This is a genomic window from Vibrio sp. sp1 (assembly GCF_016920955.1).
GTDB classification, from domain to species: domain Bacteria; phylum Pseudomonadota; class Gammaproteobacteria; order Enterobacterales; family Vibrionaceae; genus Vibrio; species Vibrio alginolyticus.
The window spans coordinates 1,276,877-1,302,218 of record NZ_CP060590.1; the positions used below are offsets into that span (position 1 = coordinate 1,276,877).

Consider the following 25,342-nt stretch of genomic DNA (forward strand, 5'->3'; position numbering starts at 1 on the left):
AAATACCTTAAAATTCGGATCAACTCAAATAACGGCAACATCTTTATGGACTAACGTGATCTTTTTCGTCAGCTATCTGCTCAAAAAGCTTCGTTTTCATGATAGAAGAATGAAGTGAGTCACTGAACCTAGATGCATTTTCCTGCATCGTAAACCCATTGCTTGTGTAGAAATAAAACGTATGGCATTGAATAAACAGCAACTTACATTGAACTGTGATATGGGCGAGAGCTTTGGCTCTTGGAGTATGGGCGCAGATGAAGACGTGATGCCCCATGTTGATATGGCGAACATCGCGTGTGGTTTTCATGCCTCCGACCCTAATGTCATGCACGACACCATCACCCTAGCGAATGACAACGATGTTGATATTGGCGCACACCCAGGTTACGCCGACCTACAAGGCTTTGGCAGACGAAGCATAAGCATGACGGGTGATGAAATTACGAACATGGTTATATATCAGGTTGGTGCTTTACAAGCATTATGCCGGGCGCAATACACAGACATCAGTTACATAAAGCCTCATGGCGCTCTATACAACGACATGATGAAAAGTGATGCGATATTTAGAGCGGTAGTAAAGGCGGCAGCACTGTTCAAAGTACCGTTAATGATCCTAGCTTCACAGGAAAACGAAAAATACTTAGAAATCGCAGACGATTATGATGTTCCCTTGCTATTTGAAGCATTTGCAGATCGTTTGTACCAAGATGACGGCTTACTGACTCCTAGAACACAGCCCAATGCCGTGTTAAAAAGCGAGCACGCGATACTTGAGCAAGTCCGGACCTTAGCTGACTCTGGGCGTGTCAAAACCGCTTCAGGCGGTTACATATTATTGGAAGCCGACACAATTTGTGTTCATGGTGACAATGAAGAGTCGATCGCGCTGATCCAAAAGATCCGCCAAAGCCTATACGCTGGAGGAAATTAATGCATAAAGAGAAATTTAATATCTCTTTGATCTCCGAGTGCAGTATTTTCATTAAGTTTGATGAGAGTATTTCTGAAAATGCAGTCGGAGAGCTTGCTCGCAGCATAAGAGAAACTTTCGCTTCAATTGTTATGAACGTTGTCCCCTCCTATCAAACTATTCTCATTGATTACTTACCTTTTCGAATCAACGAAAAGAACTTAGCCAATGAGCTGCAACAAATCGTGAGCCAGTTTGATACTCAATCACTTAAGCTTTCCCAGCCGAATCACATTACTATCCCTGTATATTACTCTGAAGAAACCGCGTTAGATCTATCTCGTTTTAAAAAGCGAGGTCTGTCATTAGACGATCTTATTACCCTGCATACGAAAACCGAGTACGCGGTTTCTGCAATTGGCTTTGCTCCAGGCTTTGCATTTCTCTCGGACGTTGATACTCAATTGCACATGGCAAGGCTTGCCACACCAAGAACTCAAGTGCCGGCCGGAAGTGTCGGAATCGCAGACTCTAAAACGGCCGTCTATCCATCAGATAGTCCTGGCGGATGGAACATTATTGGTAAAAGCCCGCTTGCGCTCTTCTCCGACTCTCCTCCTTTTATACCGTTTGAAGTGGGTGACAAGGTCACCTTTAATGCTATTTCAAAACAAGAGTTTATCGATTTAGGAGGCGTACTATGAGTTACGGTGGATTACTGGTGGAAAAGCCAGGACCGCTCTCTTTAGTTCAAGACTTTGGTCGTTTTGGCTTAGCGCATGTCGGTGTGACTCAAGGTGGCCCGGTCGACGACTATGCTTACAGTTGGGCCAACCATTTGCTTGGTAACGTAGTCAATTGCGTTGCGATTGAAATTACTCTGGGTAACGCTTGTTTTATTGCATTGCATAACTGCCACCTTGCTATATGTGGCGGTGACTTAAATGCGAAAATAGATGGTGAACCTATTTCAAATTGGTCTGACTTTACGTTGAAAAAAGGACAGAAGCTTCAGTTCGGAGTCGCAAGGAATGGACTTCGCTCCTACCTAGCGGTTAAAGGTGGATTCAATGTTGCTCAGCACTTAGGAAGCGCATCGACCGTCTTGCGAGAATCTCTAGGTGGTTATGATTCAAATGGTGGCGCTTTGAAAGCTGGTGATATTCTTCCCTTTGTCCCTCATAACTTACCGAAACGTAAACCAAGGCAAATGACGTTTCGCTTTAAGCCAGATTACAACTTACCCATTAAGCTGAGAGTGATTGAAGGCTATCAGAACGAGGACTTTGATGAAGACGCTCGCCAAGCATTTTATAACAAAGCATTCATCATCTCCCCCAATTCGAATCGCATGGGCTACCGTCTTGAGGGCAATAACATTCGTCCACCTTACGAAGGCGTACTATCAGAGGGAATTGCGTTAGGTTCAATTCAAATACCTAGCGATGGTAACCCTATTGTGCTGCTCAACGATCACCAGACTATTGGCGGGTATCCTAAATTTGGCTGCGTAGCTCGTATTGACTTACCTAGACTGGCACAGGCGAAACCCGGACAAAAAGTCAATTTTGTGAAAGGAGATAGACTAGGCTTGCAAGAAGTATGGTGCCAATGGGCTCAGTTTTTTGGGTATTAATACAACCACTGAGCCCAAACACAGCCGATTATGTAGGCATACCATAACGCACTGCTAAAGCTTGTGGATAGCCTCGCTCTTGAGTGAGTTTAATCGCGTACTGCTCGACCTCTTTTTCAGACCACTTTACAGCGACCGGATGCTGTGTTTCCACATTTTGGTTAGGATCGATGTCAAACCAGAATTGAAGCATTTTTTGCGCTGCGAGTAGTGTCGATGACGCTTTTACCACCTCTATTCTCGCGTAGTGGTTATCTTCAAAAGTCACATCTGCCGCTCTGAGTACTGGATCTGTTCCGGGAATTTGCTGAGCGCCAAATAATGCTTTTCCTCCTTTTACAGCAGAGTGATAGTCGGGAATGAACTGTGCCATGTGTTTGATGGCGTTGTTCGTTCGCTCTTCTAACACTTCTTCTCTCCAGCCGTTACGGATCTTCGAGAGTAAAGGCATAGGCAGTTCAGGTTGAGCAGATGAGTTCGTGCTCTCCACTAAACCATCTTCAAACAGCGTGATTCCTTTTGTCATACCATGAAGTTGAAAGTAACCATCGCCATAAGGCGTCAATTGAGCCATTCCTTTATCGGTTCCACGCGGGCCATGAAAAATAACTTCTGGCCATTGTTGTTGACAGTCTGCCCACCTCGTAACGTAAGCGGCTTTAAACTCCACCAACCTGTCTCGCTTGGCACCAACTGTGTTGTCAATTGAGCCTGTTTCAAAGCCACACGCGTTAACCAAGTAGTCGCATGTCATCAGGTAATCGATACCTTCACGTTCATAGCCAAGTTGCCAGTGTTCCCCCATCCAATCGGCTTGCTTAAACGTTGCTTGTGTGAAGACCGAAGCATTAGGAAGCGTATCTAGTGTTAAGTTGGCAATTGCGGCGAGGCGAAAAACACTCCAACCATATTCTTGAACTGCGACAACAGGATACTTTAGCGCTTCAAGATCAGCATGTTGAGCAAAAGGAATGCACCACTCATCGAAGTTTGTAGGATGACTTGGTTGAGTACGTTGCGCGAGAGCTTCTAGCTCCGCTTTTGAATACAGTTTGTAGTATTCGCTTGGCTCGCCGAGCACTTTATTACTCTGATCTTTATCAACGAGCGTCTGATAAGCACTTTTCACAACCTCTAATCGCGGAATTAGTGTGGATGGGTCTCCACCATCGGAATGAGGAACCGCGATGATTGTCGGACGAATATTCAGTGAAAGCGGATACAGGCGAACAGTATCAATAGATTGTGCTAACAAGTCTAAGCACTGTTGCTCGGAAATCTCTCGATATAAATTACCACCAGCATGCAAATGACAAATGGGTGGACCATTTACTAGTGATACGCCCTTCTCTATTACGGAAACTTTAAAACCCAGCTCCGCAAAATGAATTGCTGCTGTTGCACCTGCTACACCGCCACCAACAACAGCGATATGCTTATCTTTATAACTTGGAAACTCAGACTTCATTGCTTCACTAAAAATTTTATAAGGAAAATTCTTTACTAACGGTGAATTCTACTCGTGTTTGGACTTGATTAAAATCACAAAAAGTTCATGGGTTTGCGAAATATCCAACAGCGCCTGTAAAGTGCATTAAAGTAGAAAAAATTGGCGAAAAAGTACTTGACGACATGGTTAAGAAGACACTTTTTTGTGCCTATGTGAATAAGAATTTCACTGTAAGACCCATGGCGCAAAGCCTGCAGAAACACCCCACTTTTTACCCCATTTAGTTATCCCAAAAGTTATCCACTGTTTTTGTGGATAACTAAAATAAAAGTGTCATGGAGTGTTCCAAACTTGATAACACTCGCTGCGATTAAGTGTTTACTGGCGTTAACAATCTTTTCAACAAACTCATCACTACAAGTGCCAACGTAACAAATGTTACAAGCGGTAAAGCTATCCACAATTCGGGGTGAATTTGTGCATTGAGATCGAATCCATATGTCATGACTGCTGCCACACAAACTTCCGCAGCGAATACCGCAACACCACTAGCAATCAACGCCATAATTCCATACTCGGCCCACAGGGTTGTGTTGATCCGTTTCTTACTTGAACCTAATGTGCGATACAAACGAATCTCTTGTTGACGTTGGGACAAGCTTAACCTCAGTAGAGTAAAGATGAGCAGCAGACCAGCAACAACGCCTAAAAGAGCAAGGATGGTGACTGCTGATACGATTTGCTGAATCAAAGCCTGAATTTTCTCGCCCATAGTTCGGATATCTAAAACAGAGACCGTTGGGTGAGCACGTGACATTGACGTCAACAACGCTTCATTTCCTTCTTCAATCCTATAACTGATGAGGTAAGAACCAGGTAAATTAGCCATCACGTCAGATGAGAAAATAAAATAAAAGTTAGGCTTCATGTCACGCCATTCGACATAACGGATGGTATCTACTACTGCATCGTAATTCTGACTGTTTATTACAAAGCGCAGCGTATCACCGAGTTTGATGCCTAAGTCATTTGCTACATCCGCTTCTACAGATACACTCCCTTTGTTTGTCCATTCACCCGAAAGCACATCATTATATTCTGGTAGGCTATCTCCCCATGTCAGGTTTAGCTCTCGACGTATCGCGTCAGAACCTTCTCCTTCGTACTCAATCTCTTTGACGTTTTGACCGTTGATCTCTGTTAGTCGTCCACGAATTATTGGATAAGCTTGTGACCGCGTAACTCCATTTTTGTCTAGGGTTTCTAGGTAGTTATCGAGTTCATAATCACCAATATTCAAAGCGAACACATTTGGCGCGTCTGCAGGTAAGGTTCTCTCCCAATCAGCGAGAATATCGCTGCGCACAAGCCAAATGATAGACAGCAACATCAAAGATAATGCCAAAGCACCAAACTGTAGGCCGCTGGTTACTGGCGTCCGGTTGATACGACTCAACGCAAGCTTCATTGCAGGATGGGTTGACACACGTGCAAACAGCTTTGTGAGTGTGACGCTAACTGCTGCGAGTACCACAAACAGTACCGCTATACCAGTGAGCACGATCCAAACTAAGGTGTTATCTGCATACAGTAAAAGCAGTGGAACAACGGGAACTAGAACAAGTAACATTCGCTTCCAAGAACGTTGCGCTTTACCCTGCTGTAGCACTTCTAACGCGGGAGTTTTAATCAAGCCTAACAATGGTATACCGAGAGCAGGCACCGTAATCAAGACTGCTGAGATAAATGCCACCAAAAATGGTGTGACACCGTAACCAGGGAGTGGCTCGGGTAATAAGTCTTTGAGTGGAATGCGTAATAAATATTCCAGCCCGCTCCCTAACAATAGACCGACGACACTGGCACTAATGAGAAGGATTGTGACTTGAATAAATAACCACTTTTCAATCCATCGGCGGCTCGCACCAAGACTTTTCAACATCGCGATAGTTTGTGTCCGGCTGTTCACGTAATTTTGACAAGTAAGAACCAATGTTGTCGCCGCCATAATGATGACAATTGCTACTGTCAACGACAGATACTGCGTCGTGCGTTCAAAAACCTCATTACTACGACTGGCAGTATCTTGCGTGCGCCAGCGATCGCTCGGAGAAAGCTGCGTATCATCTTGTAAGCTCTTTAGTGTTTTATCATCGGCTTGTAAAAATAGACGGTATTGAACTCGACTCCCAACTTGAATTGCTCCTGTTTTATCTACGTCACTTTGATGAATGTATGCAGAAGGCATTTGCTGAAATGGATTAAAGCTCAAGCCTGGTTCCATCAATACTGCGCCTGATACAGTAAACTCGGCATCGCCTATCGTGACGCTGTCACCTGAATTTACGTTTAGTTGAGTCATAATCCGCTCATCAAGCCAGAGTTGGTTCTCTTTAACGCGACCGGCCGGATTATTTTCAAGAACGAGCTCTCCCATTAAAGGGTAATTATCATCCACCGCCCTTACAGAAATAAGCTGCATACCATTATCGCTAAATGCCATAGTGGCAAATCGCGTCATCATCGAACGTTCAAGGTTTTCAGTCGAGGTTAACAACGTGTCCGGAATGGGATTAGCAGACACAAACACCGCATCTGCCGTTAATGCGTCCTTTCCCTGCTTGACGATCACCTGCTCCATTCGTTCTGCTAATGCAGAAAGCGCAAAGATACTCGCAATCACGAGAATAAGAGCAACGCTAATAGGCCAAAGGTTCCCCTGCCTTATTTCGCCGAAACTCCAACGTATCAAACTTTTATTCGACGAGTGCTGTGTTGTAGTGTTTTGCTCTGTGGATGTTGCTTCACTTGATGATACTGCAGACATTACATCTCCTCCTTAAGCTCACCCGCCTCCATACGATAGATACGGTCACATCGGCTTGCTAGATGACCATCGTGTGTTACTAAAATCAGAGTTGTCCCGTGCTGTTCATTAAGATCGAATAGCAGCTCAATCACTTTGTCTGCGGTTTGATGGTCAAGATTGCCGGTAGGCTCGTCTGCGAACAACAGCTCAGGCTGTGTCATAAATGCACGCGCTAGCGCAACTCGCTGTTGTTCACCACCAGATAACTGGCTTGGTAAATGGTCGACACGTTTTTCCAATCCAACAGCAGCTAATAATTCCGCTGCTCTTGCTTCATCTTCGGCTTCACCACGTAAAAGACAAGGAAGCGTGACATTACGTAATGCACTCAAACTCGGGATTAACAAGAAACTTTGGAAAACGAAACCTAAAGAGTCAGCCCGAATTTTCGCACGTGCTTCATCGTCCAGTTTTGATAATTCATGACCTAATAAAGTAATTTCGCCTGATGTCGGCGTATCAAGACCAGCTAGCAACGTCATCAATGTTGACTTACCTGCACCGGAAGTTCCGACGATGGCGATTTTTTCTCCTTTTCGGATGTCAACATTTACGTCTTTGAGGATTGTTAATTGTTCTTGATTAGTAGAGACTTGTTTAGAAACCAAATTGGCTTGAACAATAGGTGCATTAAGTACAGGTGTTTGCATGATTCGTATACTTTCCTTAGTTCTATTTTTTTGTTTTTCCGCTACTGCACATGCGAGCGAAAAGCTACTTGTCTTGGGTGATAGCTTGAGTGCAGGCTATCAGATGCCGATCGAAGAGAGTTGGCCTAGCTTACTCCCTGATGCGTTGTCAGAACATGGTCAAGATGTAACAGTTATTAATGCCAGCATTTCTGGCGATACAACCGGCAATGGCTTAGCACGGTTACCTCAGTTGCTAACTCAGCATAGCCCTGACATGGTACTTATTGAGTTAGGTGCCAACGATGGCCTAAGAGGTTTCCCTCCTAAACTTATTACGTCGAATCTTTCAAAAATGATTACCATGATAAAAGATTCTGGTGCGGACGTTGTCATGATGCAAATTCGGGTTCCGCCTAATTATGGTAAGCGCTATAGCGATATGTTTTACGATATCTACCCTAAGCTTGCACAGCATCAACAAGTTGCCTTGATGCCATTCTTCTTAGAGCATGTTGTCACCAAACCAGAATGGATGATGGATGATGGCCTTCACCCAAAACCAGATGCACAACCTTGGATCGCTGATTTCGTTGCTCAAGAATTAATTAAACATCTCTAATTTTAATGGTCTAGCTCAATAAGTTTTACGTAACTTTACGTTAATCTATTTTCAATTCCACTCATCGAGGATAGATAACAACATGCGAATAGAACCGTTAATTCAAGGTGTTGTTGCTCGCTCTGCGCACCCCAAAGGGTGTCATGCATCTATAAAAGAGCAAATTGAATACGTAAAGCACGCCCCACAGATCAAAAAAGGCCCAAAACGGGTTTTGATTATTGGTGCCTCCTCTGGTTTCGGCCTAGCGGCACGAATAGCCCTAACGTTCGGTGGCGCTAACGCCGATACCATTGGCGTCTCATTTGAGCGTGGCCCTTCAGAGAAAGGGGTTGGGAGTGCGGGTTGGTATAACAACGTCTTTTTTAAGCGAGAAGCAAATCAAGCCGGGCGTACCGCAATAAATATTGTTGGCGATGCATTCTCTGGTTCGGTGCGCAATCAAGTGATTGAAGCCATTGAAACGTACTTTGAGGGTGAAGTTGACTTAGTCATCTATAGCTTGGCAACCGGTGTTCGACCTAAACCTGAATCTGATGAGTTTTGGCGCAGTGTCATTAAACCTATTGGTGAACCTGTCACTGGCGCTTCTATCATGCTGGAGAACGATAAGTGGATAGAAACCACCTTAACGCCTGCAACAGAAGAGGAAGCCAATGCCACCATTAAAGTAATGGGCGGCGAAGACTGGGAAAGCTGGATTGACACACTCATCAATAACGACTCTATCGCAAACGGCTGCAAAACCATCGCCTTTTCTTACATGGGCCCTGACATTACGCACCCAATTTATCTCGATGGTACGTTAGGTCGAGCGAAAATCGATTTACACCAAACCAGTCATTCATTAAACCTCAAACTCGCCAACTTTGACGGCGGTGCTTACGCAACCGTGTGTAAGGCGTTGGTGACGAAAGCCAGTGTATTCATCCCTGCGCTAAGTCCCTACCTGTTAGCGCTTTATCGAGTGATGAAGGAAAAAGGTACTCACGAACGCTGTATTGAACAAATGCAGCGACTGTTTACTACGAAGTTATACGATCAAGAGAAAGTGCCAGTTGACGGCGAACGCTTGATTCGAATAGATGACTTGGAACTTGAACCGCAAGTTCAACAAGAAGTCCACGCTCTTTTAGAACAGATGAATGCTGAAAACTTTAAAGAGATTGGTGATTACCAAGGTTTTAAAGATGAGTTTATGAAGCTCAATGGCTTTAACTTTGAAGATGTCGACTATTCGCAAGACATTTCTATTGAATCGTTAATGTCGCTTAAGCCTTGATACTTGTTACCTGTTTCAAGGATGAGATATGTGACAACTATTCCTAGTCCTGAACACTTTTCAGGACTTTTTTTTGTTTCGAGCCCTAGCCACCCTATACTTAATTAAAAAGCGAGAACAAAATAGAGCAGTCTGCATTTTTAATTCACAGGAAGTGAAACCACGTAAAGGATGACCTATATGGGGAGATTGCAAACATTAGACTACGAAATCCCTGAGTCTATGCGAAGAAGTTGGCAGGAAATCGTCAACTTACTGGCTCAAATAACACACGTACCCACCACATTAATTATGCGTATCCATCCGGATCGCATAGAAGTAAATACATCTAGCGAAACTCTAGGTAATCCTTATCGTACTGGCGATGCAGAGCAGCTTGGTAACGGTTTGTATTGCGAGCAAGTTATAGAACAGAAAGGCGAGCTTGTAATCCCCAATGCGCTTGAAGATGAAGAATGGCAAAATAACCCAGACATCAAACTAGGCATGATTTCTTATTGCGGCTTACCGCTATTCTGGCCAAATGGGGAGACATTTGGAACAATCTGTATGCTTGACTCTGAGAGAAACGAGTACAACGATAGTTACCGTCAGTTGCTTGAAACTTTCAAAGATTCAATCGAAGCACAGCTTTCAGTTGTGTACCAACAACATAAACTTCAGCGACTTAACACCGAGCTAAAGAGTCGAATTGAAAATCGTACCACGGATTTAGCCCAGTTAAGTTACTCCTTAACACAAGAAATTGGTCGCCGTAAAGCCGCGGAAAAACAAGTGAGCTACCAAAAAACACATGATCAGGGAACTGGATTTCTAAATCGTTCTGCACTTGAGAACATTGTCCAATACACCTTACAGTCCCTTGATAGTGATCAGCAATCGCTTGTGGTCATCAACATTGGTTTTAGTAACGCTCGCAGTATTCAGACCAGGCACGGGTTCGAGGTCTTTGACAACATTTTAAAAGAATTTCACTCCAGATTAACCAGACACGGTGCTAGCGGATTTATCACTGGTAGACCAAGTTCGAATGACATGGTTTTATTGATTTGGGGAGAGGATATTGAAGCTCGGTTAAATCAACTATTAGATGATATCACTAAAATTAGCGTAGATGGATTTGTCTTCAACAAAACAGAAATACATTTGCACACGTATATCGGTATAGTTCAAGCTTACAAAGATTGCAGCAATGCTAAGCGTATCCTTCAACATGCATGTTACGCGATGCTTCTATGTAAAGAATCCGGCGAACCTTTTAGTTATTTTAGAGAAAATCATTCGGCGGATCTCAATAGTCACAATGAACTGGAAAGTTACCTTTTACAAGCAGTGCGTAACGACGATTTAGTGTTGTACTTTCAACCTCAAGTAGACTCCAAAACACGTAAATGGATTGGCGCAGAAGCCTTGCTTCGTTGGAGACATCCAATACTTGGCGACGTTTCCAACGAAGCATTGATACATATGGCCGAACAAAACGGGCTTATCTTTGAAGTTGGCTCTTTTGTTCTGCGTACCGCGATAGACAAAGCGAAACAATGGTCTGAGTTAATCGATAACTTCAAAATTGCCGTCAACGTTTCTCCCATTCAATTACAAAACGTAAATTTTGCAGAACAAGTGCAACACCTACTCGACACTTTCCATTTGCCAGCACACTTTCTCGAACTCGAAGTAACCGAGAGCGCTCTAATTGCTGATGAAATAGTAGCACGCACAACGTTAAATAAGTTGCATAAACTAGGTGTGACATTGTCACTTGATGATTTTGGTACAGGATATGCTTCGTTCAGCTATTTAAAGAAATATCCGTTTGATGCCATCAAAATTGATAAAAGCTTCGTCCAGCAAATGGAAAAGTCAGATGATGATCGCGAGATCATTTGTTCAATCATACACATTGCAAAAAAACTGGAACTCCAAGTAGTGATCGAGGGCATTGAATCCCACCAACAAGAGCAGTTTCTTATTGGTGAGGGTTGTGATATCGGACAAGGTTTTCTTTATGGTAAACCTATGCCTTGTAATGAATTTGAGCAAAGTTTGTTTAATCAGCGCCTTTCTGGCGGGCAATACGCCTACTCTTCCTAAGCATTCTCTTTACTATGAGGGCGGTGGTTTCTATAATCGCCGCCCGCTTCTATTAAAAGGCCAATATCTTCATGGATCAGTTGACTGCCACGCTTAAGAAAATTGAAAAGCAGAACTACCGAGCTTATCAGCAAATCAAAGGTCAATACGACTTCACTGATTTCACTTTGTTTATCGATCATGTACAGGGTGACCCTTATGCATCGGCGTCACGTTTTCGTGCGACTCGCGCATGGTCTTTGACTGGTCTTGAGTGGCTAAGAGACGAGTCTCCTGCATTTCAAAGAGCTGCACGTGATTTTATTGCGCGTAGTTTTGAACAGTTTGCTAAACAAGAAAACTCAGTATCAATTTCACTGACAGGCCAAACTGTACTGGATAGCACCGCGGTGTTGTTTACTGAAGAAGGTATTGAACTGCGTTTTCGAGTTAACTTACCAGCCGAAGGTCGTTCAGTATTGGGGAAAAAAGCCAACAACATACTGACTTTCCACCTGCCTAAGTTTATCCGTCGAGCAACTTTAGAGCGTGAACTCGACAAAGCCGCTTTAATTAAGCACTGCCAAGTTGTTGAAGACCAAGATGCCCTACGAGAACAGTTAGAGGCCAATAACTTAGTCGCGTTTGTCGCAAACGGCAGTATTCTTCCTCGAATTGCAGGTAATTGCGACCTTCCAATGAAAGAAGCCGTTGAGTTTAAAGCCCCTGAATCTCTACAAGTCACTTTACATGCGCCAAACAAGGGCCATGTCACAGGATTAGGAATTCCAAAAGGTATCACACTGATCGTAGGTGGCGGCTTCCACGGCAAATCTACCTTATTAAATGCAATAGAGCGTTCAATTTACGATCATATTCCAGGAGATGGTCGCGAATACATTGTTGCCGATAACAAGGCTATGAAGATTCGTGCCGAAGATGGCCGATGCGTACACCACTTGAACCTGTCGAACTACATCAACCATTTACCGATGGGTAAAGATACGGCGGACTTTTCTACTCAAGACGCATCAGGCTCAACGTCGCAAGCCGCTTGGCTTCAAGAGTCTATTGAAGCGGGTGCAAGCACATTATTGATTGATGAAGATACTTCTGCTACCAACTTCATGATTAGAGATGAGCGTATGCAGGCATTGGTGGCAAAAGGTGATGAGCCAATTACTCCTCTCGTCGACCGCATTGGTCAATTACGAGATGATCTTGATATCTCTACCATTATCGTTATGGGTGGGTCGGGCGACTACTTAGACGTTGCCGATACCGTCATTCAAATGCACGACTACCAAGCCGTTGACGTGACTGAAAAAGCGAAAGAAGTTATCGCTCAGCACCCTACTCAACGCCATAACGAGTCAGAAGAACGTTTACAGACCTTCCCACCTCGAGCACTGAACCGCGTTGCGTTGATGAATATTCTGACTGACGGCAAGTTCCGTGTGAATGCGAAAGGCAAAGAGTCACTTCGATTTGGTAAAGAGTTTACTGATCTTAGCGCTTTGGAACAGATAGAGTCAGCCGATGAAGTCAACACAATTGGCTGGTTATGGTTCCAAATTGCTCAACTTCCAGGTTGGTGTAATCATCCGGCGAAGGAGATTGAAGAAATGCTGTCTGGTGAGTGGCATGCCGCTCTTCCTAAACAAGGCGACTTAGCCAAACCACGCACACTAGACGTTATGGCTGCCCTCAACCGCATGCGAAAATCTCAGTTTAAGTCATCATGCTAGTTTTGATACGCTGACAGAGACAGTTCAATCAAAAGGCAGCTATAGTTAGCTGCCTTCCTTTATCTTTATTCTTAGCGAATCATTCGTTTCTCAGTACATTCCACGCTTCACAAAGAACTCTAAATCTTTCTGCATCGCCATTTTCTCGATCAGGATGCCAACGAAGCGCGAGTTTTCGCCATTGTTTTCTAATTTCCGCAGGCGTAGCGTCAGTGTTAAGTTCAAATAGTGACAGTGCCTTTGTCTTATCTACGCTGGCTACTGACGAACCACCGATGAACTTTTGATAAGTTGTCCAAAATTCATTCAACAGTCGACGCACTTCATCTTCGTCCGCTTCGTAATTGCGCCAATCTAAGTAATACTCACGCAAAGGATCATGAATATCGATCTTATGCCTCAAAGCTTCCATCGAAGACATGAGCTGAATATCCATGGCTTCGACTTGAAGCCAACTATCCGGATACAGAGTGTCTTGCAGTTGATATAATGCATTCATGATCAGGAAATTTCTTTTGAATAAATCCTTATCGGGAGAGTCGTCCAGCTTTGAAATATAACCTTGTTCACCCAACGAGCTTGCCAAGGTGTGCACTTTCCAATTAGAGGGCTGTTTTCTCAGAATTTCTAACATTGGCCAAAGCAGCGGATTTTCTATTGCATGAGGCTCAATACTATTGACAGTACGTTGTCCTTCCATTCATCCTCTCTGACACGAGTTTAGGGCCCCATTCACGGCACAAAAAACATAGTTTCCACTTTGTAGCATAAATGCAAAAAGGCCGATAGTCATTCACCATCGGCCTTTGTAAGGAGATCACGTAAAGGTTAAATAACCCCTAGCTCACGTAAACGTTCCATAAGGTAGCTATGTGCAGTGTAGCGCTCAGATAACACCACTTCCGGCTTTGGATGCAGGAACAACGGTAATGAGATACGTGACTTTTCTTGACGGCCACCCGTAGGGTTGATTACACGGTGAGTCGTTGAAGGGAAATAACCACCTGACGCTTCTTGAAGCATATCACCAATGTTGATGATTAAGTTCCCGAAGTCACATGGTACATCGATCCAATCACCCTCTTTACTCTTTACTTGCAGTCCAGGTTCATTAGCAGCAGGCAAAACCGTTAACAGGTTAATGTCTTCATGCGCAGCAGCGCGAATAGCGCCGGGCTCTTCTTCGCCTGTCATCGGTGGGTAGTGAAGCACGCGTAGTAATGTTTTGTCGCTGTTATTGATCATTTCTGACAACGCGATAGAGAACTTCTCTTGAACGTCCTTAGGTGCGTACGCTTCAACCCAACCTAATAGCTCTTGAGCAAATGCATTGGCACGCTCGTAGTACTCTAAGATTTCAGCTTTAAGCGGCTCTGGGATCTGCCCCCAAGGGTAAACATGAAAGTACTCTTTGATGTCTTTCACTTTGTGCCCTTTCGCCACTTCAGACACTGAGGGTGGGAAATAGCCATCTTGGGTGTCTACGTTAAAGTGAAAATCATTCTTTTGATCTGAACAGAAAAACTCATGCCAGTTTTTGTAAATTGACTCTACAAGCTCTTGTGGAATCGGGTGGTTTTTCAACACACCGAACCCCGTTTCGCGTAGAGAGGTAACGAACTGTTGAGCAGCATCGTCAGCAAGATAATCGACAGTTTCCAGTTTCATGGCTTTACTTCTTTTTTATTAGACTGAATCATGGATTCTATGGATGGGCATGTTGTAAATCAAACTTTAATGAAAACTGCACGCGCAAACGTTTTAATGTTGAGCAGTTTGCCAATAAATCAACATTTTCAGTGATCAAAAAACCCATTAAAATATCAATTGCACAGCGTTCAATTAAGTGCAATCATTAACACAATCTATGGAGTCCCACTGTAAGATAAATTGAAGGATCAAGTAACTCTATGAAAAGCACCTCGACACTCTTAGGATTAACGATTTTTTATGCCATCGTGTTTTTATTTTCTGCGTTGGAACCTAACTCACGCGCAGTTTGGTTTGCGGAGATTATCCCGGCGATTGGTATTCTTGTTGCTATTTGGGCGATTTCGATTCGCTATCAGTTCAGTAATACGGCTTACTTTTTAATGTTCATCTGGCTCTGTTTGCACACTATCGGTGCGAAATATACGTTCTCCGAAGTGCCGTTTGACTGGTTTAACGACATGATTGGTTCAGAGCGAAATAATTTTGATCGCGTTGCGCACTTTTCAATTGGCCTTTACGCATATCCGATCGCTGAATACTTGATAAACAAAAAACGGTTCAACAAAGCGTTCTCTTGCTGGTTTGCTTTGTTTGCTATCATGTCACTTGCTGCTGGCTATGAGATTATCGAATGGTGGTATGCGGAGTTGGCTGGTGGCGATGAGGGAATTGCCTTTCTGGGCTCGCAAGGTGACATATGGGACGCCCAGAAAGATATGTTGTGCGATACCGTTGGTGCAGTGTTGTCGTTATTCTTAATGTCGGCTCAACGTCGATTCTCTCAACCATTCTAAATAAGGGTTAAACCCATCAACAATTGGAACCTGTACGATTTGAGCTACCTCGTATTCGTGCAGGTTTTCTATTTTCTCTTCCACCAATTCATAAAGTTCTCGACGAGTTTTGATCACCAGCAACCATTCGTTGTCAGTACAAATCTCCCCTTTCCACACATAGTGACTTTCAATAGGCATCGTTTGAATACACGCGGCTAATTGAGCATCTAGCAAACCTTTAATGATCTGATCTCGATTTTTTTCATTACTGGTTGTACTTAAAACCATGCAATAGTCATGTTTCATACTCATTTTCTAGCCCTTTATTATTTCATCGTCACTTTGCCGCCAATCATTTTGTAAGCGGGGGTTCCTCTTACTAAAGTGTCTCTTGCAAACTCTTGTCCGCAAGCGGGGCAAATACATGGGGTTTGTGTGAAATCGTCAACAATGCGCTCTTTGAAGCATTTAACCAGTGCGCCTTTCCCGCCTTTACGGTACTTAAATAGTTGAGTTTTACATTTAGAGCAAAAGATATCGACGGTTTTCGTCGGTTGTTTTTTATTCGGTTTCGCCATGGTTACTTTCTATATCCGGTTTGACCCATACATTATTAAAATCAAACCAACCTAAGGCATTACACTTTGCATTTTGTAACGCACCGCTGTGGTCTTTATTCACGCCTAGCCAGCAGTGAAACATAGGAATCACCTGACAGCTTTTTACTAATTGTCGTCCTAGCTCACGCGCAGGAAAGTCTGTGTGCATGCCGGCACGCCATTGATCGACAAGTTTAGCCCATTCACTAAAATCGTAACCTGAACTGAACTTCTCAATATCACTGTAATCCAGGAGCCAGCCCGCCAACGCGTCATTTCGGTTCGTTGCAATGCCCATAGCTTTCACCCAGATATCCACTTCCTCCGGTGCGGGCGGTTGAGAATCATAACGAATAAACTCAACCTCTATACCGTGCGGTTTTAAGAGTGTCTTGATGGCCTTGGCAACTACTGGAAACATCGGATGCTTTTTCTGATACGCTACGGAAATTACCTTATTAGCCTGTGGTACGCTGCCCGCTTCCGCTGGCCTGAGATCAATCCAACCGGGCTTAAGGCCAAAGGCTTGCAATACTCCCAGTTCCATCACTTTATCTTGTGGAACATGCGCGTAAATCTGGTGACTGTTGAGGGTTTGCGAGAGGAACTCTGCCCAACGTGGATCTTTTGCAATCCCGGTGTTTTTGTTTAGTAATAGGAATGTACATCCAGGGTCCAGCTCGACTTCATCGGATGAACCTTGTTTATCCATCTTCGGCTTTGACAGGCTTGGATAAACCATTGAAGAATAGGCTTCATCGATTACCCACACCTCCACTTGGTCAAGTAAAGGGCGAAAACCAAAGTAGCCATCAAAAGCAGTCAAAATAAGACGCTTATCATCATTCATTTTAACTTGGAACGGCCCAGTCCCTATCGGTTGTCTATCGAAGCTTTCAGAACGCAAAGCACTCGGTAGCAAAATTTTTGCTTGCGACTCACTCAGAGCCAGAGGCAGGTAGCGATCAGGACGGATGAGCTCAATATCAACGGTCCACTCTTGTGGCGAAGACACCCGCTTTATGTGAGAAAACAAGTTCAAGCTATTTAACGCAAGCACACTTTCAAGAACACAACTGGTTGTTAACGGTTCACCGTTATGAAAGCGTACTCCACGACGAAGATAAAAACGCCAATGTGTATCAGAAATTGCTTCCCACGTGTGGGCTAAATCTGGTTGAAGTTGTTCATTTTCATCAAGGCGAGTGAGTCCGCTAAAAATTTGTCTGGCGATGTGTTGTTCAGAACGCCGCATCGGTTTCTGCGGGTTTAACATCGACAATGGTCGATAATAAGGCAAACGCACGACCTGCTCGCCCTGTCGATGCTGAAGCCCTAAATAACCTTGGATAACCTGCGTTAATCGTGCCGCATCGTTATCAAGCGCATCTAGAGCCTGACCGATTTTCCCTTCATCGAGATAACGCCTGGCGAGGTTTTCGCTGACGTCGCTTCGATTACGTTTAAAAACGAGTTTCGAAAGTTTTCCTCGACCCGCTGCCGGATGCCACTCAATCCAGCCCTCTTCTTCAAGTTTATTTAGAACAATACGAGCATTACGACGTGTACAAAACAACGCTTCGGTGATGTCTTCGAGCTGAACGTCCGTATCGTGACCGGAAAATTTTTCAAACAGTGTTTCGAACTGAACACGTAAACGAGGGCTACTCATAAAGAGGAAATTCTTATCTTGTTGTCGATAAGCTAAGTTTCCTCATTTTTACCAAAAAGTGCAAACATCACACTATAAATTATTGAATATCGATACCAATTTCTCGCGAAAGTTCGGCCAGTTGTTCCTCGTTGTCCAGCTTGATAGACCATTTGCACTCTGCTCCATGAGATAAAACAACGTTCGCTCCTCTACCCAGCAACTGAATTGCATCGGTTTGCGCTTGCAAGGTTACCATTGCACTACCGGAGAGCTTAATCACTATTTCACGCTGGGTTGCAATGATTTTTCCTAATGAAAACTCAATCACCATCTTAGTTTATACCGACTTTGTTTTGTGTTGTTTCACAGCGATGGTCAAGCGACTGGTACACACTAAACGGCCTCGCTCATCAGTGATATCGATTTGCCACACTTGCGTTGAAATACCCAGATGAAGCGGTTTTGCCGTACCAATCACATGACCACTTCGCATGGCTCGCACATGGTTCGCGTTAATATCTAAACCGACGCAGTAGCTGCCCTCATCGACAGAGAAGTTTGCAGCCAATGAGCCTAATGTTTCTGCGAGCACGACTGATGCACCACCGTGAAGCATTCCTAAAGGTTGATGAGTAAAGCTGCATACGGGCATGGTTGCTGTAAGGGAGTCGTCAGTGAAATCTGTATATTTAATTTGTAGGTGCTCGATCAGGGTATTTTTTGACGTGGCATTCAGAATCTCTATGCTTACGGGCTTTTTCCATATACTCATTGTTTTACTCTTAGTTTCACAAACTGGTTTGTTAGGTTGTAACGATGTGCTAGGAAGCTAGCATAGACGCTACTTGGGCATAACTTCAAGACGTAACATCTCACCTTCTTTATTAATCAGATGAATAACTTGATCCATGCATCATGTTACTATTTGGGTATATACTATTGCTTCAAAACAAAAAATTAAATGGAGCCTGTTATGAAGGTATGGATGAAAGCCTCTGCTCTTTTAACTATCGCGGGTTTAACAGCGTGTAGCGCATCACCGACGGGTCGCAACCAGATCCTGATGTTTTCAGATCAGGAAATGTCATCGCTTGGCGCTAAATCTTTCGAACAAATGAAGAAAGATATCCCAATCAGCAAAGATCGCAAAACGAATGCCTACGTTCAATGCGTTGCCAAACACATCACTGACACCATTCCCGCTCAATCTGGATTTAAAGACTGGGAAGTCGTTGTTTTTGATAGTGAACAAGTCAATGCGTTTGCTCTACCAGGTGGGAAGATCGGCGTGTATACCGGGCTTTTAGATGTCGCGAAAAACCAAGATCAGTTGGCAACAGTTATTGGTCACGAAGTCGCTCACGTCCTCGCTGACCACAGTAATGAACGTCTTTCACAAAGTCAGTTAGCAAATGCCGGGTTGTCTCTAGCAAACGTTGCCATTGGAGCTTCCGAGTACAAACAGTATCAACAAATGACGATGGCGGCACTTGGTGTCGGTGTTCAATACGGTGTTATCTTGCCATACGGTCGTACTCAGGAATCCGAGGCTGATATTGTCGGGCTGGAATTCATGGCAAAAGCAGGTTTCGACCCACGTCAAAGTGTCGATTTATGGAAAAATATGAGTGCTGCATCAGGTGGTTCTCAACCACCTGAATTCTTCTCAACCCACCCATCGCACAGTACGCGCATTAAAGATTTACAAGCAACCATAAATAAGCTGCCTGCGTATAACGCGAAAGCACCAAGATGTGGCTAATTCATTGCTACTATCGTCTACTACTTAAGCTTGCCAAATAAAAAAGCTCCCTAGGGAGCTTTTTAATGATTCTAATCAAGTGCCCAATATCTGTAGCGGCAAACTTAACAAACTATCTCCGAGAGTGGCAAAATACCAGATGATAGAAACAAAACCTCCGACAGAGACCAAGTACCAAGCAAGTGAAAATAGTTGCCCATAACGGGTTAATGGCAATAAATGGCTTTGATGTCGAGCTCTCCATTCCATCACCACTTCCAACATTCCCATTAACAATAAAAACCCTAGCAACGTCAGACCGAAATAGTAACTGATAAAAATGCCTAATAAAGCGGTCGCAATACTGCCAACTAACCCGACCCAAGTATTCATTGAGAAGGTAATACTTTTGAGCACATGGCCACCATCTAATGGTAAAATAGGCAGCAGATTAAATAGGTTTAGCAAGGCGTTAAACACAGCAAGCCCAGCGAAGATCACCTCACCAGTCATCCAATAAAGCAAAGTAAAAACTATACTAAGTACTAAACCGAAAAATGGTCCCATGATTGAGATAACCACATCCTGCCAGCGCGTGTTTATCTTTTCGTCACTTAGCGCCAAACCACCTAGGAATGGAATCAAATAGATCCCTTTGGTCTTCATTCCAAAATACTTCATCGCTCTAATGTGACCATATTCATGAAAAACCAAGCAAGCGATCAACGCTAGCGCGAACTCGATGGAAAATAGCCAAGAATATGCAGCGAGACTTGCTGACGCTAACGCCACTTTAATAACTTTCGCACTTTTAAGTGCTTTCATCCCAAGAGATACGAGGCCTATTACACTTAAACGCTTTTCGGATGGTGGCGTAACTTCTGGCACTTGGCGCTCGATGTCTTTTTCATTTCGACAACCTTCGTTGACGAGCTCACCGTTAATTGTGACCTTGTAACTCAATTCAAACGGTTGCCATGTTAAAGAACACTCTAAATGACAGTTCAGGATTTCCTCACCCGCAGAGAGCTTAAACTGGTGTAGACAAGTCTCTGCGGTATTGTCACTGGCATCGATTTGAGACACCAACGTATTATCCCAATATAACTGCTGCCACCCAGCCATCGATCCTTCGAGCCTTAGCGAACGACCTAAAAATTCAACATTCAGTAATTCCAATGCGGTTCCTATTGCGTCTATTGAATAACTACATAGCGAGCGCGAATTATGCCTGTGAAGTGAAGAAACAGCAAAGCGAGCTATCTCTTGATTTGATCGTTATTTAACTATAAAGCTCGTAAAACAATTCTGGTCGTACCATTCTCTTCAAAAATATAACGATAATACATGCCCTTACAAGCCATCGTTTGACCTATGCATCATATTTAAAACGCAAAATACGCTCAAACTTTGACAAGTTATTAAACATACAATTAACATTGCATTTACATCACCGTTGTATTTCGCGTATTAACAATTGGTGTAAGTACCACACAACAATTACAAGGACTTCGGTCCAGCATTATGACACCCTAGGAGGGTCAAGGATGAACAAGAAGCACTGCTCTCTGCTTACAATTTCAATATTGTTTGCGTGTAATGCCCACTCAGCGGGCTTCCAGGTAGCTGAACATTCGGCATCTGGTCTTGGTCGAGCATTTTCAGGTGAAGGGGCTGTCGCAGATAATGCCAGCGTCCTTGCTCGTAACCCTGCAGCAATGACACTTTTCAAAGAAGCTCAATTTTCGGGCGCGTTATCTATCATCGACCCTGAAGTCGATGTGTACGACACTGTAAACAATGAACACGCGAAAGATGTCGCCCCTTTACAGATCGTGCCAGCAGGTTATTACATCAGCCCTATCAATGATAACTGGGCTTGGGGTATCGGTATGTTCACAACATACGGTGTTGCTACTGACTATCCAAATGATATTTCCGCAGGTGATATGGCGGGTGACACTTCCCTACTTTCAGTAAACATCAACCCTAATGTCGCTTACCGTATCAACGAGTCTTTCAGTGTCGGTGGTGGTATCAACCTCGTATACGCTGAAGCAGAGCTGACTCGCCACAAAGGCGCACTCGCCGGTATTTTAGGTGGTAATAAGTCCGATAACCTTGTCGGCATGGAAGGTGAAACTTTCGCTTGGGGTTGGAATGTCGGCGCTTTATTTGAGCTAAATGAAAACAACCGTTTTGGCTTTGGCTACCGCTCTAAGGTTGATCTAGATTTTGATGACGGTGAGTTTAGTAGTTACGACTCTGGTCGAGCTTCATCACCAAAAGTTGATGGCCGTTTAAAAATCTCTCTCCCTTCAATTATCGAATTATCGGCTTTCCATCAACTGAATGAACAATGGGCTGTACATTACGGCTGGCAACAAACCGACTGGAGCACATTTAAAGAACTAAAAGCGACCAGTAACGAATGTAATGACGGAGTATGTTTCTTTAAACCTGAGAAATATGAAGACAACAATCGCTACTCCATTGGTGCAACTTACATACTTAATACAGACTGGACATTCCGTGCAGGCTTTGCGTACGACGAACAAGCAGGTGAAGCGACATTGAGTATTCCTGACAGTGACCGTTTTTGGTACAGCGCGGGCCTAACTTACGCAATGAGTGAGAATTTAACTTTCGATGCAGGCTTTGCACTTGTTAAGAGTAAATCAGGCTCTTTCACTGAGACAAATGCTCTGGGTGAAGAGATTAAGTTTGACTCAGAAGGTACTGCTTACATCAGCGCGGTACAGATGAACTACACCTTCAAATAATGGGATTACGGAGTAAACCAATGAAACACACGTTTAAATTATCAATGCTTTGTTCTGCAATCCTTCTTGCTGGTTGTGGTGATGATACCTCCAGTTCTGGTACTTCCGACAAAGTTCAATTTGAAGATGAAGTCCAAGCATTGCTTGATCGCGAAACATCCATCAGTTTTACGCTTCAAGGAGCGAACGCAGATGTACCGGCACCGTCTTACTTATTAATGGACTCAAGCGATGGTACGCTTGGTCTGCCAACTGATGGCGATGATGCTTTAACCAACCCTAGAGCCTCAATGAACACGATGGATGGATGGTCAACGTCTATGCCAATCGTTCTTAACTTCAACGGCGACGGTTTTGCAACGGGCATGCTGTCGTCTGGTGTTAAAGTCATCAAGATTAACCAACGCTTAACCGAGTGGGACGGTAAATCTAACCCAATCGAAGAGGTACTCGTTCAGAATCAGGACTACGTAGTTCAAGCAAAAGGTAGCTCTCTATACATCCAGTTCTTGGCTGCACTTGATGAGTCAAGCGAGTACATTTTTGCGGTTACACAAGATGTTACTGACGTGAATGGTGAGCCAATTGGTACATCAGCCAGTTATGCGACAGGTAAATCGAAAGAAATCGTTTATGAAACTGGCGACCTTGCTTCTGTTCAAGCAGTCACTCAGGCGGTTGAAGGCATTTTTGGTCTAGCTCAAGTTAATCCTAACGACATCGTTTACTCCTCATGGTTCAGTACCCAGTCTGTAGGTGATACGTTAGCGGCAGTCAAAGGAGTAACCGCTACTGGTTTTTCTACTGGCGCAAACACACTAAATACCGTTTACAAAAATGACTCAAACGAAGGTTCAGTAGACTTATCAACGGCCTACACAATAACGCTCGGTGAAACCCAAGACTTTAGCACTGCGCTAGACTCTGACGATGACTTTAGTAAATACATTAGCGATCTAGACGCAGCTAAAACGGCAATTAAAGGCCTTTACATGCAATCAGGTGCCGATGTAAGCGTGACACAAGGTGTGGTAAGACTGCCTCATTACTTGGAACAAGGCGCAAGCTGGAACATGCAACCAATGGTATCTGCGATGCCAAGCCTAGCGAAGCTAAGCGCAGCATTAGCGGATCCGAACGAGCAAGCAAACATGGTTCAGCAGCTATCAACAGGCGTTTTTGCAAATGATCCTGTTGATGTGACAAAGCTTGCTACAGATCCTACAGAGCAGCTAAAACTTGTTGGAGCTAAGCTTACTCTTACCGATGGTACCCAGCTTGATAGTGAGCGTATCATTACTCGCTACTCGCCTGTTCCCGTAGTGAAATCGGTTGAAGATGTCGAAGTACTGGTCTTCACACCTAAATCTGGCGTCGCGACAGACGTTGTGATTTATCAACACGGCATCACCTCAGCGAAAGAGAATGCGTACGCGTTCGCGTTCAATATGGTAAAAGCAGGTGTGGCAGTTATCGCTATTGACTTACCTATTCATGGTACGCGCAGCTTAGATGAACAACGTTCCGCAAATGCGAATGTACTGGCTTATCTAAATCTTTCCAACTTAGCCGTTGCGCGTGACAACCTACGTCAAAGTGTTCTGGATGTGTTAGGTTTGCGCGCTAGCTTGGTAGTATCTGCTCAAGGCGGTCTTTTAGCTGGAGGTCCTCTGCAAGGCTTCAACCCAATGACGGGTTCAAAAGTCAAAATGCTAGGTCATTCACTTGGCGGTATTGTAGCTACATCCGCCGTCGCAGCAGCAAACAATACATTGGGCAGCCCTACTGCGGATGCGCTGTACACCTTTAGTTCTGCATCAGTACAGAACTCTGGTGGACAAATTGGTAATTTGTTACTGGGTTCAGACAATTACGGCCCTCAGATCAAACATAACCTCGCTTATGCAGCATCAAAAGACTATGCGAATTACGCTGATGCATCATGTGCGGATCTAGAAGATAAAACATGTTACGAAGCATTTGAGGCTGCGGCAACGGAAGCTCAAGTAGCAGCGCTAGAAGCAGGTTTCTCACAATTTATCTATGCAGCACAGACTACACTAGACACTGTCGATCCGTTCACAAACGCTTCAGATTTAGTGGCATCTGGTTCGCTAACGACACCATTCTTTATGACAGAAGTGGATGGCGATAGCACAGTACCAAACAGCGTTCCAAATGCACCATTCGCGGGTACTGAACCGCTTGCTAATAAGCTAGGGTTGAAGACTGTGAACAGTACGGACACTACTGTGAATGCAACTGCGAGCTTTGTACAGTTTAATGCTACTGCATCGCACAGTACTTTTGCTTCGCCAAATGGCACTCTGTCTGATATTGATCATCATGTAGAGATGCAGATGGAAAACACTGACTTCTTAATGGATGACGCACTAACAGGTGTCACTAACACTTCTGTTTTGAAGTAATCGCAACGCCCTTCCTACCAAAGCCCAGTTTCTACTGGGCTTTTTCATTTCAATTGTATTCAAACCCACTCATATTTCCTCTGCTATAGTTAAAACGATGTCTTTGCCTAACTCACTTGTTCAAAAGGAAAACTCTATGCGCGTATTGACTGTTATTGCCACTGTATTACTTCTTGCTGCATGCGGAAGTAGCCAATATCTGATGTCGACAAATGAAGGGAAAATTATTACCTCTTACGGTAAACCAGACCTGAACGAGGAAACGGGTATGTACGAGTATGAAGACATGGATGGTAAAGAAATGAGTATTTCAAAAGAGCAAATTGTCCAGATTGTCGAACGTTAACGACAGGCCCTCTGTAAATTAGAGGGCTATGTTCTAGCCACCCTCTCTCTACATTTACCTCTTTTAGGTTTGTAAT

General features: G+C 43.9%; 23 protein-coding genes. 12 read left to right on the forward strand and 11 right to left on the reverse strand.

From position 1 onward, the window contains the following. Positions 1-181: 181 nt before the first annotated feature. From H9L11_RS21130 to H9L11_RS21140, 3 genes are read left to right on the forward strand one after another with little or no spacing between them, the layout of a single operon-like run. Entirely contained in the window at positions 182-937 is a 756-nt protein-coding gene (locus tag H9L11_RS21130) for a 5-oxoprolinase subunit PxpA (RefSeq protein ID WP_205391175.1), read from the forward strand. Continuing rightward, positions 937-1,620, forward strand: coding sequence for a carboxyltransferase domain-containing protein (locus H9L11_RS21135; RefSeq protein WP_005376314.1), 684 nt, complete (start codon positions 937-939; stop codon positions 1,618-1,620). Before H9L11_RS21130 ends, H9L11_RS21135 begins: the two co-directional genes overlap by 1 nt. After that, positions 1,617-2,552: a biotin-dependent carboxyltransferase family protein gene (locus H9L11_RS21140; RefSeq protein ID WP_085569034.1), complete on the forward strand. Its 936-nt coding sequence runs from the start codon at positions 1,617-1,619 to the stop codon at positions 2,550-2,552. The genes H9L11_RS21135 and H9L11_RS21140 overlap by 4 nt, the downstream gene beginning before the upstream one ends. A gap of 28 nt (positions 2,553-2,580) precedes the next feature. Here the strand turns inward: H9L11_RS21140 and H9L11_RS21145 are convergent, their stop codons facing one another. The 3 genes from H9L11_RS21145 to H9L11_RS21155 form a co-directional block, all read right to left on the reverse strand. Continuing rightward, positions 2,581-4,020 (reverse strand): FAD-dependent oxidoreductase, encoded by a 1,440-nt coding sequence (locus H9L11_RS21145; protein WP_205391176.1) that lies wholly within the window; start codon positions 4,018-4,020, stop codon positions 2,581-2,583. 352 nt (positions 4,021-4,372) lie between these two features. Beyond that, positions 4,373-6,829: an FtsX-like permease family protein gene (locus H9L11_RS21150; protein ID WP_205391177.1), complete on the reverse strand. Its 2,457-nt coding sequence runs from the start codon at positions 6,827-6,829 to the stop codon at positions 4,373-4,375. Then, positions 6,829-7,521 carry an ABC transporter ATP-binding protein gene (locus H9L11_RS21155; RefSeq protein WP_047101137.1) on the reverse strand — a complete coding sequence of 231 codons (693 nt, stop codon included), beginning with the start codon at positions 7,519-7,521 and terminating at the stop codon, positions 6,829-6,831. The genes H9L11_RS21150 and H9L11_RS21155 overlap by 1 nt, the downstream gene beginning before the upstream one ends. On the opposite strand from H9L11_RS21155, the gene tesA reads away from it, so the two are divergent. The 4 genes from tesA to H9L11_RS21175 all read left to right on the forward strand — a co-directional run bounded on the left by tesA (position 7,520) and on the right by H9L11_RS21175 (position 13,225). Then, positions 7,520-8,122: a multifunctional acyl-CoA thioesterase I/protease I/lysophospholipase L1 gene (tesA, locus tag H9L11_RS21160; RefSeq protein ID WP_005376324.1), complete on the forward strand. Its 603-nt coding sequence runs from the start codon at positions 7,520-7,522 to the stop codon at positions 8,120-8,122. The genes H9L11_RS21155 and tesA overlap by 2 nt on opposite strands. 82 nt (positions 8,123-8,204) lie before the next feature. After that, positions 8,205-9,404: an enoyl-ACP reductase FabV gene (fabV, locus tag H9L11_RS21165; protein ID WP_205391178.1), complete on the forward strand. Its 1,200-nt coding sequence runs from the start codon at positions 8,205-8,207 to the stop codon at positions 9,402-9,404. Between the two features lie 180 nt (positions 9,405-9,584). Continuing rightward, positions 9,585-11,498 (forward strand): sensor domain-containing phosphodiesterase, encoded by a 1,914-nt coding sequence (locus H9L11_RS21170; protein WP_205391179.1) that lies wholly within the window; start codon positions 9,585-9,587, stop codon positions 11,496-11,498. A gap of 71 nt (positions 11,499-11,569) precedes the next feature. Beyond that, entirely contained in the window at positions 11,570-13,225 is a 1,656-nt protein-coding gene (locus H9L11_RS21175) for an ABC-ATPase domain-containing protein (RefSeq protein WP_017821933.1), read from the forward strand. Positions 13,226-13,304: 79 nt separating this feature from the next. Here the strand turns inward: H9L11_RS21175 and H9L11_RS21180 are convergent, their stop codons facing one another. Together H9L11_RS21180 and H9L11_RS21185 are read right to left on the reverse strand one after the other, a co-directional pair. Further along, a complete protein-coding gene (locus H9L11_RS21180) occupies positions 13,305-13,925 on the reverse strand; it encodes a DNA-J related domain-containing protein (RefSeq protein WP_005376328.1) in 621 nt (206 codons plus the stop codon). Between the two features lie 128 nt (positions 13,926-14,053). After that, the gene (locus H9L11_RS21185; protein ID WP_205391180.1) at positions 14,054-14,893 is read right to left on the reverse strand and encodes an isopenicillin N synthase family oxygenase; all 840 of its coding nucleotides are present in this window, start codon (positions 14,891-14,893) and stop codon (positions 14,054-14,056) included. A gap of 242 nt (positions 14,894-15,135) precedes the next feature. Between H9L11_RS21185 and H9L11_RS21190 the strand changes: the two genes are divergently transcribed. After that, positions 15,136-15,732, forward strand: a complete 597-nt coding sequence (locus tag H9L11_RS21190) for a DUF2238 domain-containing protein (protein ID WP_005376330.1) — start codon at positions 15,136-15,138, stop codon at positions 15,730-15,732. Here H9L11_RS21190 and cutA read toward each other — a convergent pair. The 5 genes from cutA to H9L11_RS21215 form a co-directional block, all read right to left on the reverse strand. Next, positions 15,694-16,026 carry a divalent-cation tolerance protein CutA gene (gene cutA / locus H9L11_RS21195; protein ID WP_005376332.1) on the reverse strand — a complete coding sequence of 111 codons (333 nt, stop codon included), beginning with the start codon at positions 16,024-16,026 and terminating at the stop codon, positions 15,694-15,696. The two genes, H9L11_RS21190 and cutA, sit on opposite strands and share 39 nt — an antisense overlap. A gap of 14 nt (positions 16,027-16,040) precedes the next feature. Further along, the gene (locus H9L11_RS21200; protein ID WP_005376334.1) at positions 16,041-16,292 is read right to left on the reverse strand and encodes a hypothetical protein; all 252 of its coding nucleotides are present in this window, start codon (positions 16,290-16,292) and stop codon (positions 16,041-16,043) included. Then, on the reverse strand, positions 16,276-17,985 hold the full coding sequence (locus H9L11_RS21205) for an SgrR family transcriptional regulator (protein ID WP_033907082.1): 1,710 nt from the start codon (positions 17,983-17,985) through the stop codon (positions 16,276-16,278). The genes H9L11_RS21200 and H9L11_RS21205 overlap by 17 nt, the downstream gene beginning before the upstream one ends. A 79-nt stretch (positions 17,986-18,064) precedes the next feature. Next, on the reverse strand, positions 18,065-18,298 hold the full coding sequence (locus H9L11_RS21210; protein ID WP_005376338.1) for a DUF3389 domain-containing protein: 234 nt from the start codon (positions 18,296-18,298) through the stop codon (positions 18,065-18,067). Positions 18,299-18,304: 6 nt separating this feature from the next. After that, positions 18,305-18,739, reverse strand: a complete 435-nt coding sequence (locus H9L11_RS21215) for a hotdog fold thioesterase (protein WP_005376340.1) — start codon at positions 18,737-18,739, stop codon at positions 18,305-18,307. Between the two features lie 201 nt (positions 18,740-18,940). On the opposite strand from H9L11_RS21215, the gene H9L11_RS21220 reads away from it, so the two are divergent. Continuing rightward, entirely contained in the window at positions 18,941-19,729 is a 789-nt protein-coding gene (locus tag H9L11_RS21220) for a M48 family metallopeptidase (RefSeq protein ID WP_017634168.1), read from the forward strand. Between the two features lie 75 nt (positions 19,730-19,804). Here H9L11_RS21220 and H9L11_RS21225 read toward each other — a convergent pair whose 3' ends face one another. Further along, on the reverse strand, positions 19,805-20,833 hold the full coding sequence (locus H9L11_RS21225; protein WP_021035977.1) for a site-2 protease family protein: 1,029 nt from the start codon (positions 20,831-20,833) through the stop codon (positions 19,805-19,807). 422 nt (positions 20,834-21,255) lie between these two features. Here H9L11_RS21225 and H9L11_RS21230 point away from each other — a divergent pair, with 422 nt between their 5' ends. The 3 genes from H9L11_RS21230 to H9L11_RS21240 all read left to right on the forward strand — a co-directional run bounded on the left by H9L11_RS21230 (position 21,256) and on the right by H9L11_RS21240 (position 25,266). Next, complete coding sequence (locus tag H9L11_RS21230) at positions 21,256-22,491, forward strand: outer membrane protein transport protein (protein ID WP_005376347.1); 1,236 nt, start codon at positions 21,256-21,258, stop codon at positions 22,489-22,491. Positions 22,492-22,511: 20 nt separating this feature from the next. Then, entirely contained in the window at positions 22,512-24,920 is a 2,409-nt protein-coding gene (locus tag H9L11_RS21235; RefSeq protein WP_205391181.1) for a VolA/Pla-1 family phospholipase, read from the forward strand. 136 nt (positions 24,921-25,056) lie between these two features. Next, entirely contained in the window at positions 25,057-25,266 is a 210-nt protein-coding gene (locus H9L11_RS21240; RefSeq protein ID WP_005376349.1) for a YgdI/YgdR family lipoprotein, read from the forward strand. Positions 25,267-25,342 lie beyond the last annotated feature (76 nt).

Bases quoted from the DNA above. Each gene is read 5' to 3' on its own strand.
- H9L11_RS21130 (WP_205391175.1), top strand. From the start codon at position 182: ATGGCATTGAATAAACAGCAACTTACATTGAACTGTGATATGGGCGAG.
- H9L11_RS21135 (WP_005376314.1), top strand. From the start codon at position 937: ATGCATAAAGAGAAATTTAATATCTCTTTGATCTCCGAGTGCAGTATT.
- H9L11_RS21140 (WP_085569034.1), top strand. From the start codon at position 1,617: ATGAGTTACGGTGGATTACTGGTGGAAAAGCCAGGACCGCTCTCTTTA.
- H9L11_RS21145 (WP_205391176.1), bottom strand. From the start codon at position 4,020: ATGAAGTCTGAGTTTCCAAGTTATAAAGATAAGCATATCGCTGTTGTT.
- H9L11_RS21150 (WP_205391177.1), bottom strand. From the start codon at position 6,829: ATGTCTGCAGTATCATCAAGTGAAGCAACATCCACAGAGCAAAACACT.
- tesA (WP_005376324.1), top strand. From the start codon at position 7,520: ATGATTCGTATACTTTCCTTAGTTCTATTTTTTTGTTTTTCCGCTACT.
- H9L11_RS21155 (WP_047101137.1), bottom strand. From the start codon at position 7,521: ATGCAAACACCTGTACTTAATGCACCTATTGTTCAAGCCAATTTGGTT.
- fabV (WP_205391178.1), top strand. From the start codon at position 8,205: ATGCGAATAGAACCGTTAATTCAAGGTGTTGTTGCTCGCTCTGCGCAC.
- H9L11_RS21170 (WP_205391179.1), top strand. From the start codon at position 9,585: ATGGGGAGATTGCAAACATTAGACTACGAAATCCCTGAGTCTATGCGA.
- H9L11_RS21175 (WP_017821933.1), top strand. From the start codon at position 11,570: ATGGATCAGTTGACTGCCACGCTTAAGAAAATTGAAAAGCAGAACTAC.
- H9L11_RS21180 (WP_005376328.1), bottom strand. From the start codon at position 13,925: ATGGAAGGACAACGTACTGTCAATAGTATTGAGCCTCATGCAATAGAA.
- H9L11_RS21185 (WP_205391180.1), bottom strand. From the start codon at position 14,893: ATGAAACTGGAAACTGTCGATTATCTTGCTGACGATGCTGCTCAACAG.
- H9L11_RS21190 (WP_005376330.1), top strand. From the start codon at position 15,136: ATGAAAAGCACCTCGACACTCTTAGGATTAACGATTTTTTATGCCATC.
- cutA (WP_005376332.1), bottom strand. From the start codon at position 16,026: ATGAGTATGAAACATGACTATTGCATGGTTTTAAGTACAACCAGTAAT.
- H9L11_RS21200 (WP_005376334.1), bottom strand. From the start codon at position 16,292: ATGGCGAAACCGAATAAAAAACAACCGACGAAAACCGTCGATATCTTT.
- H9L11_RS21205 (WP_033907082.1), bottom strand. From the start codon at position 17,985: ATGAGTAGCCCTCGTTTACGTGTTCAGTTCGAAACACTGTTTGAAAAA.
- H9L11_RS21210 (WP_005376338.1), bottom strand. From the start codon at position 18,298: ATGGTGATTGAGTTTTCATTAGGAAAAATCATTGCAACCCAGCGTGAA.
- H9L11_RS21215 (WP_005376340.1), bottom strand. From the start codon at position 18,739: ATGAGTATATGGAAAAAGCCCGTAAGCATAGAGATTCTGAATGCCACG.
- H9L11_RS21220 (WP_017634168.1), top strand. From the start codon at position 18,941: ATGAAGGTATGGATGAAAGCCTCTGCTCTTTTAACTATCGCGGGTTTA.
- H9L11_RS21225 (WP_021035977.1), bottom strand. From the start codon at position 20,833: ATGGCTGGGTGGCAGCAGTTATATTGGGATAATACGTTGGTGTCTCAA.
- H9L11_RS21230 (WP_005376347.1), top strand. From the start codon at position 21,256: ATGAACAAGAAGCACTGCTCTCTGCTTACAATTTCAATATTGTTTGCG.
- H9L11_RS21235 (WP_205391181.1), top strand. From the start codon at position 22,512: ATGAAACACACGTTTAAATTATCAATGCTTTGTTCTGCAATCCTTCTT.
- H9L11_RS21240 (WP_005376349.1), top strand. From the start codon at position 25,057: ATGCGCGTATTGACTGTTATTGCCACTGTATTACTTCTTGCTGCATGC.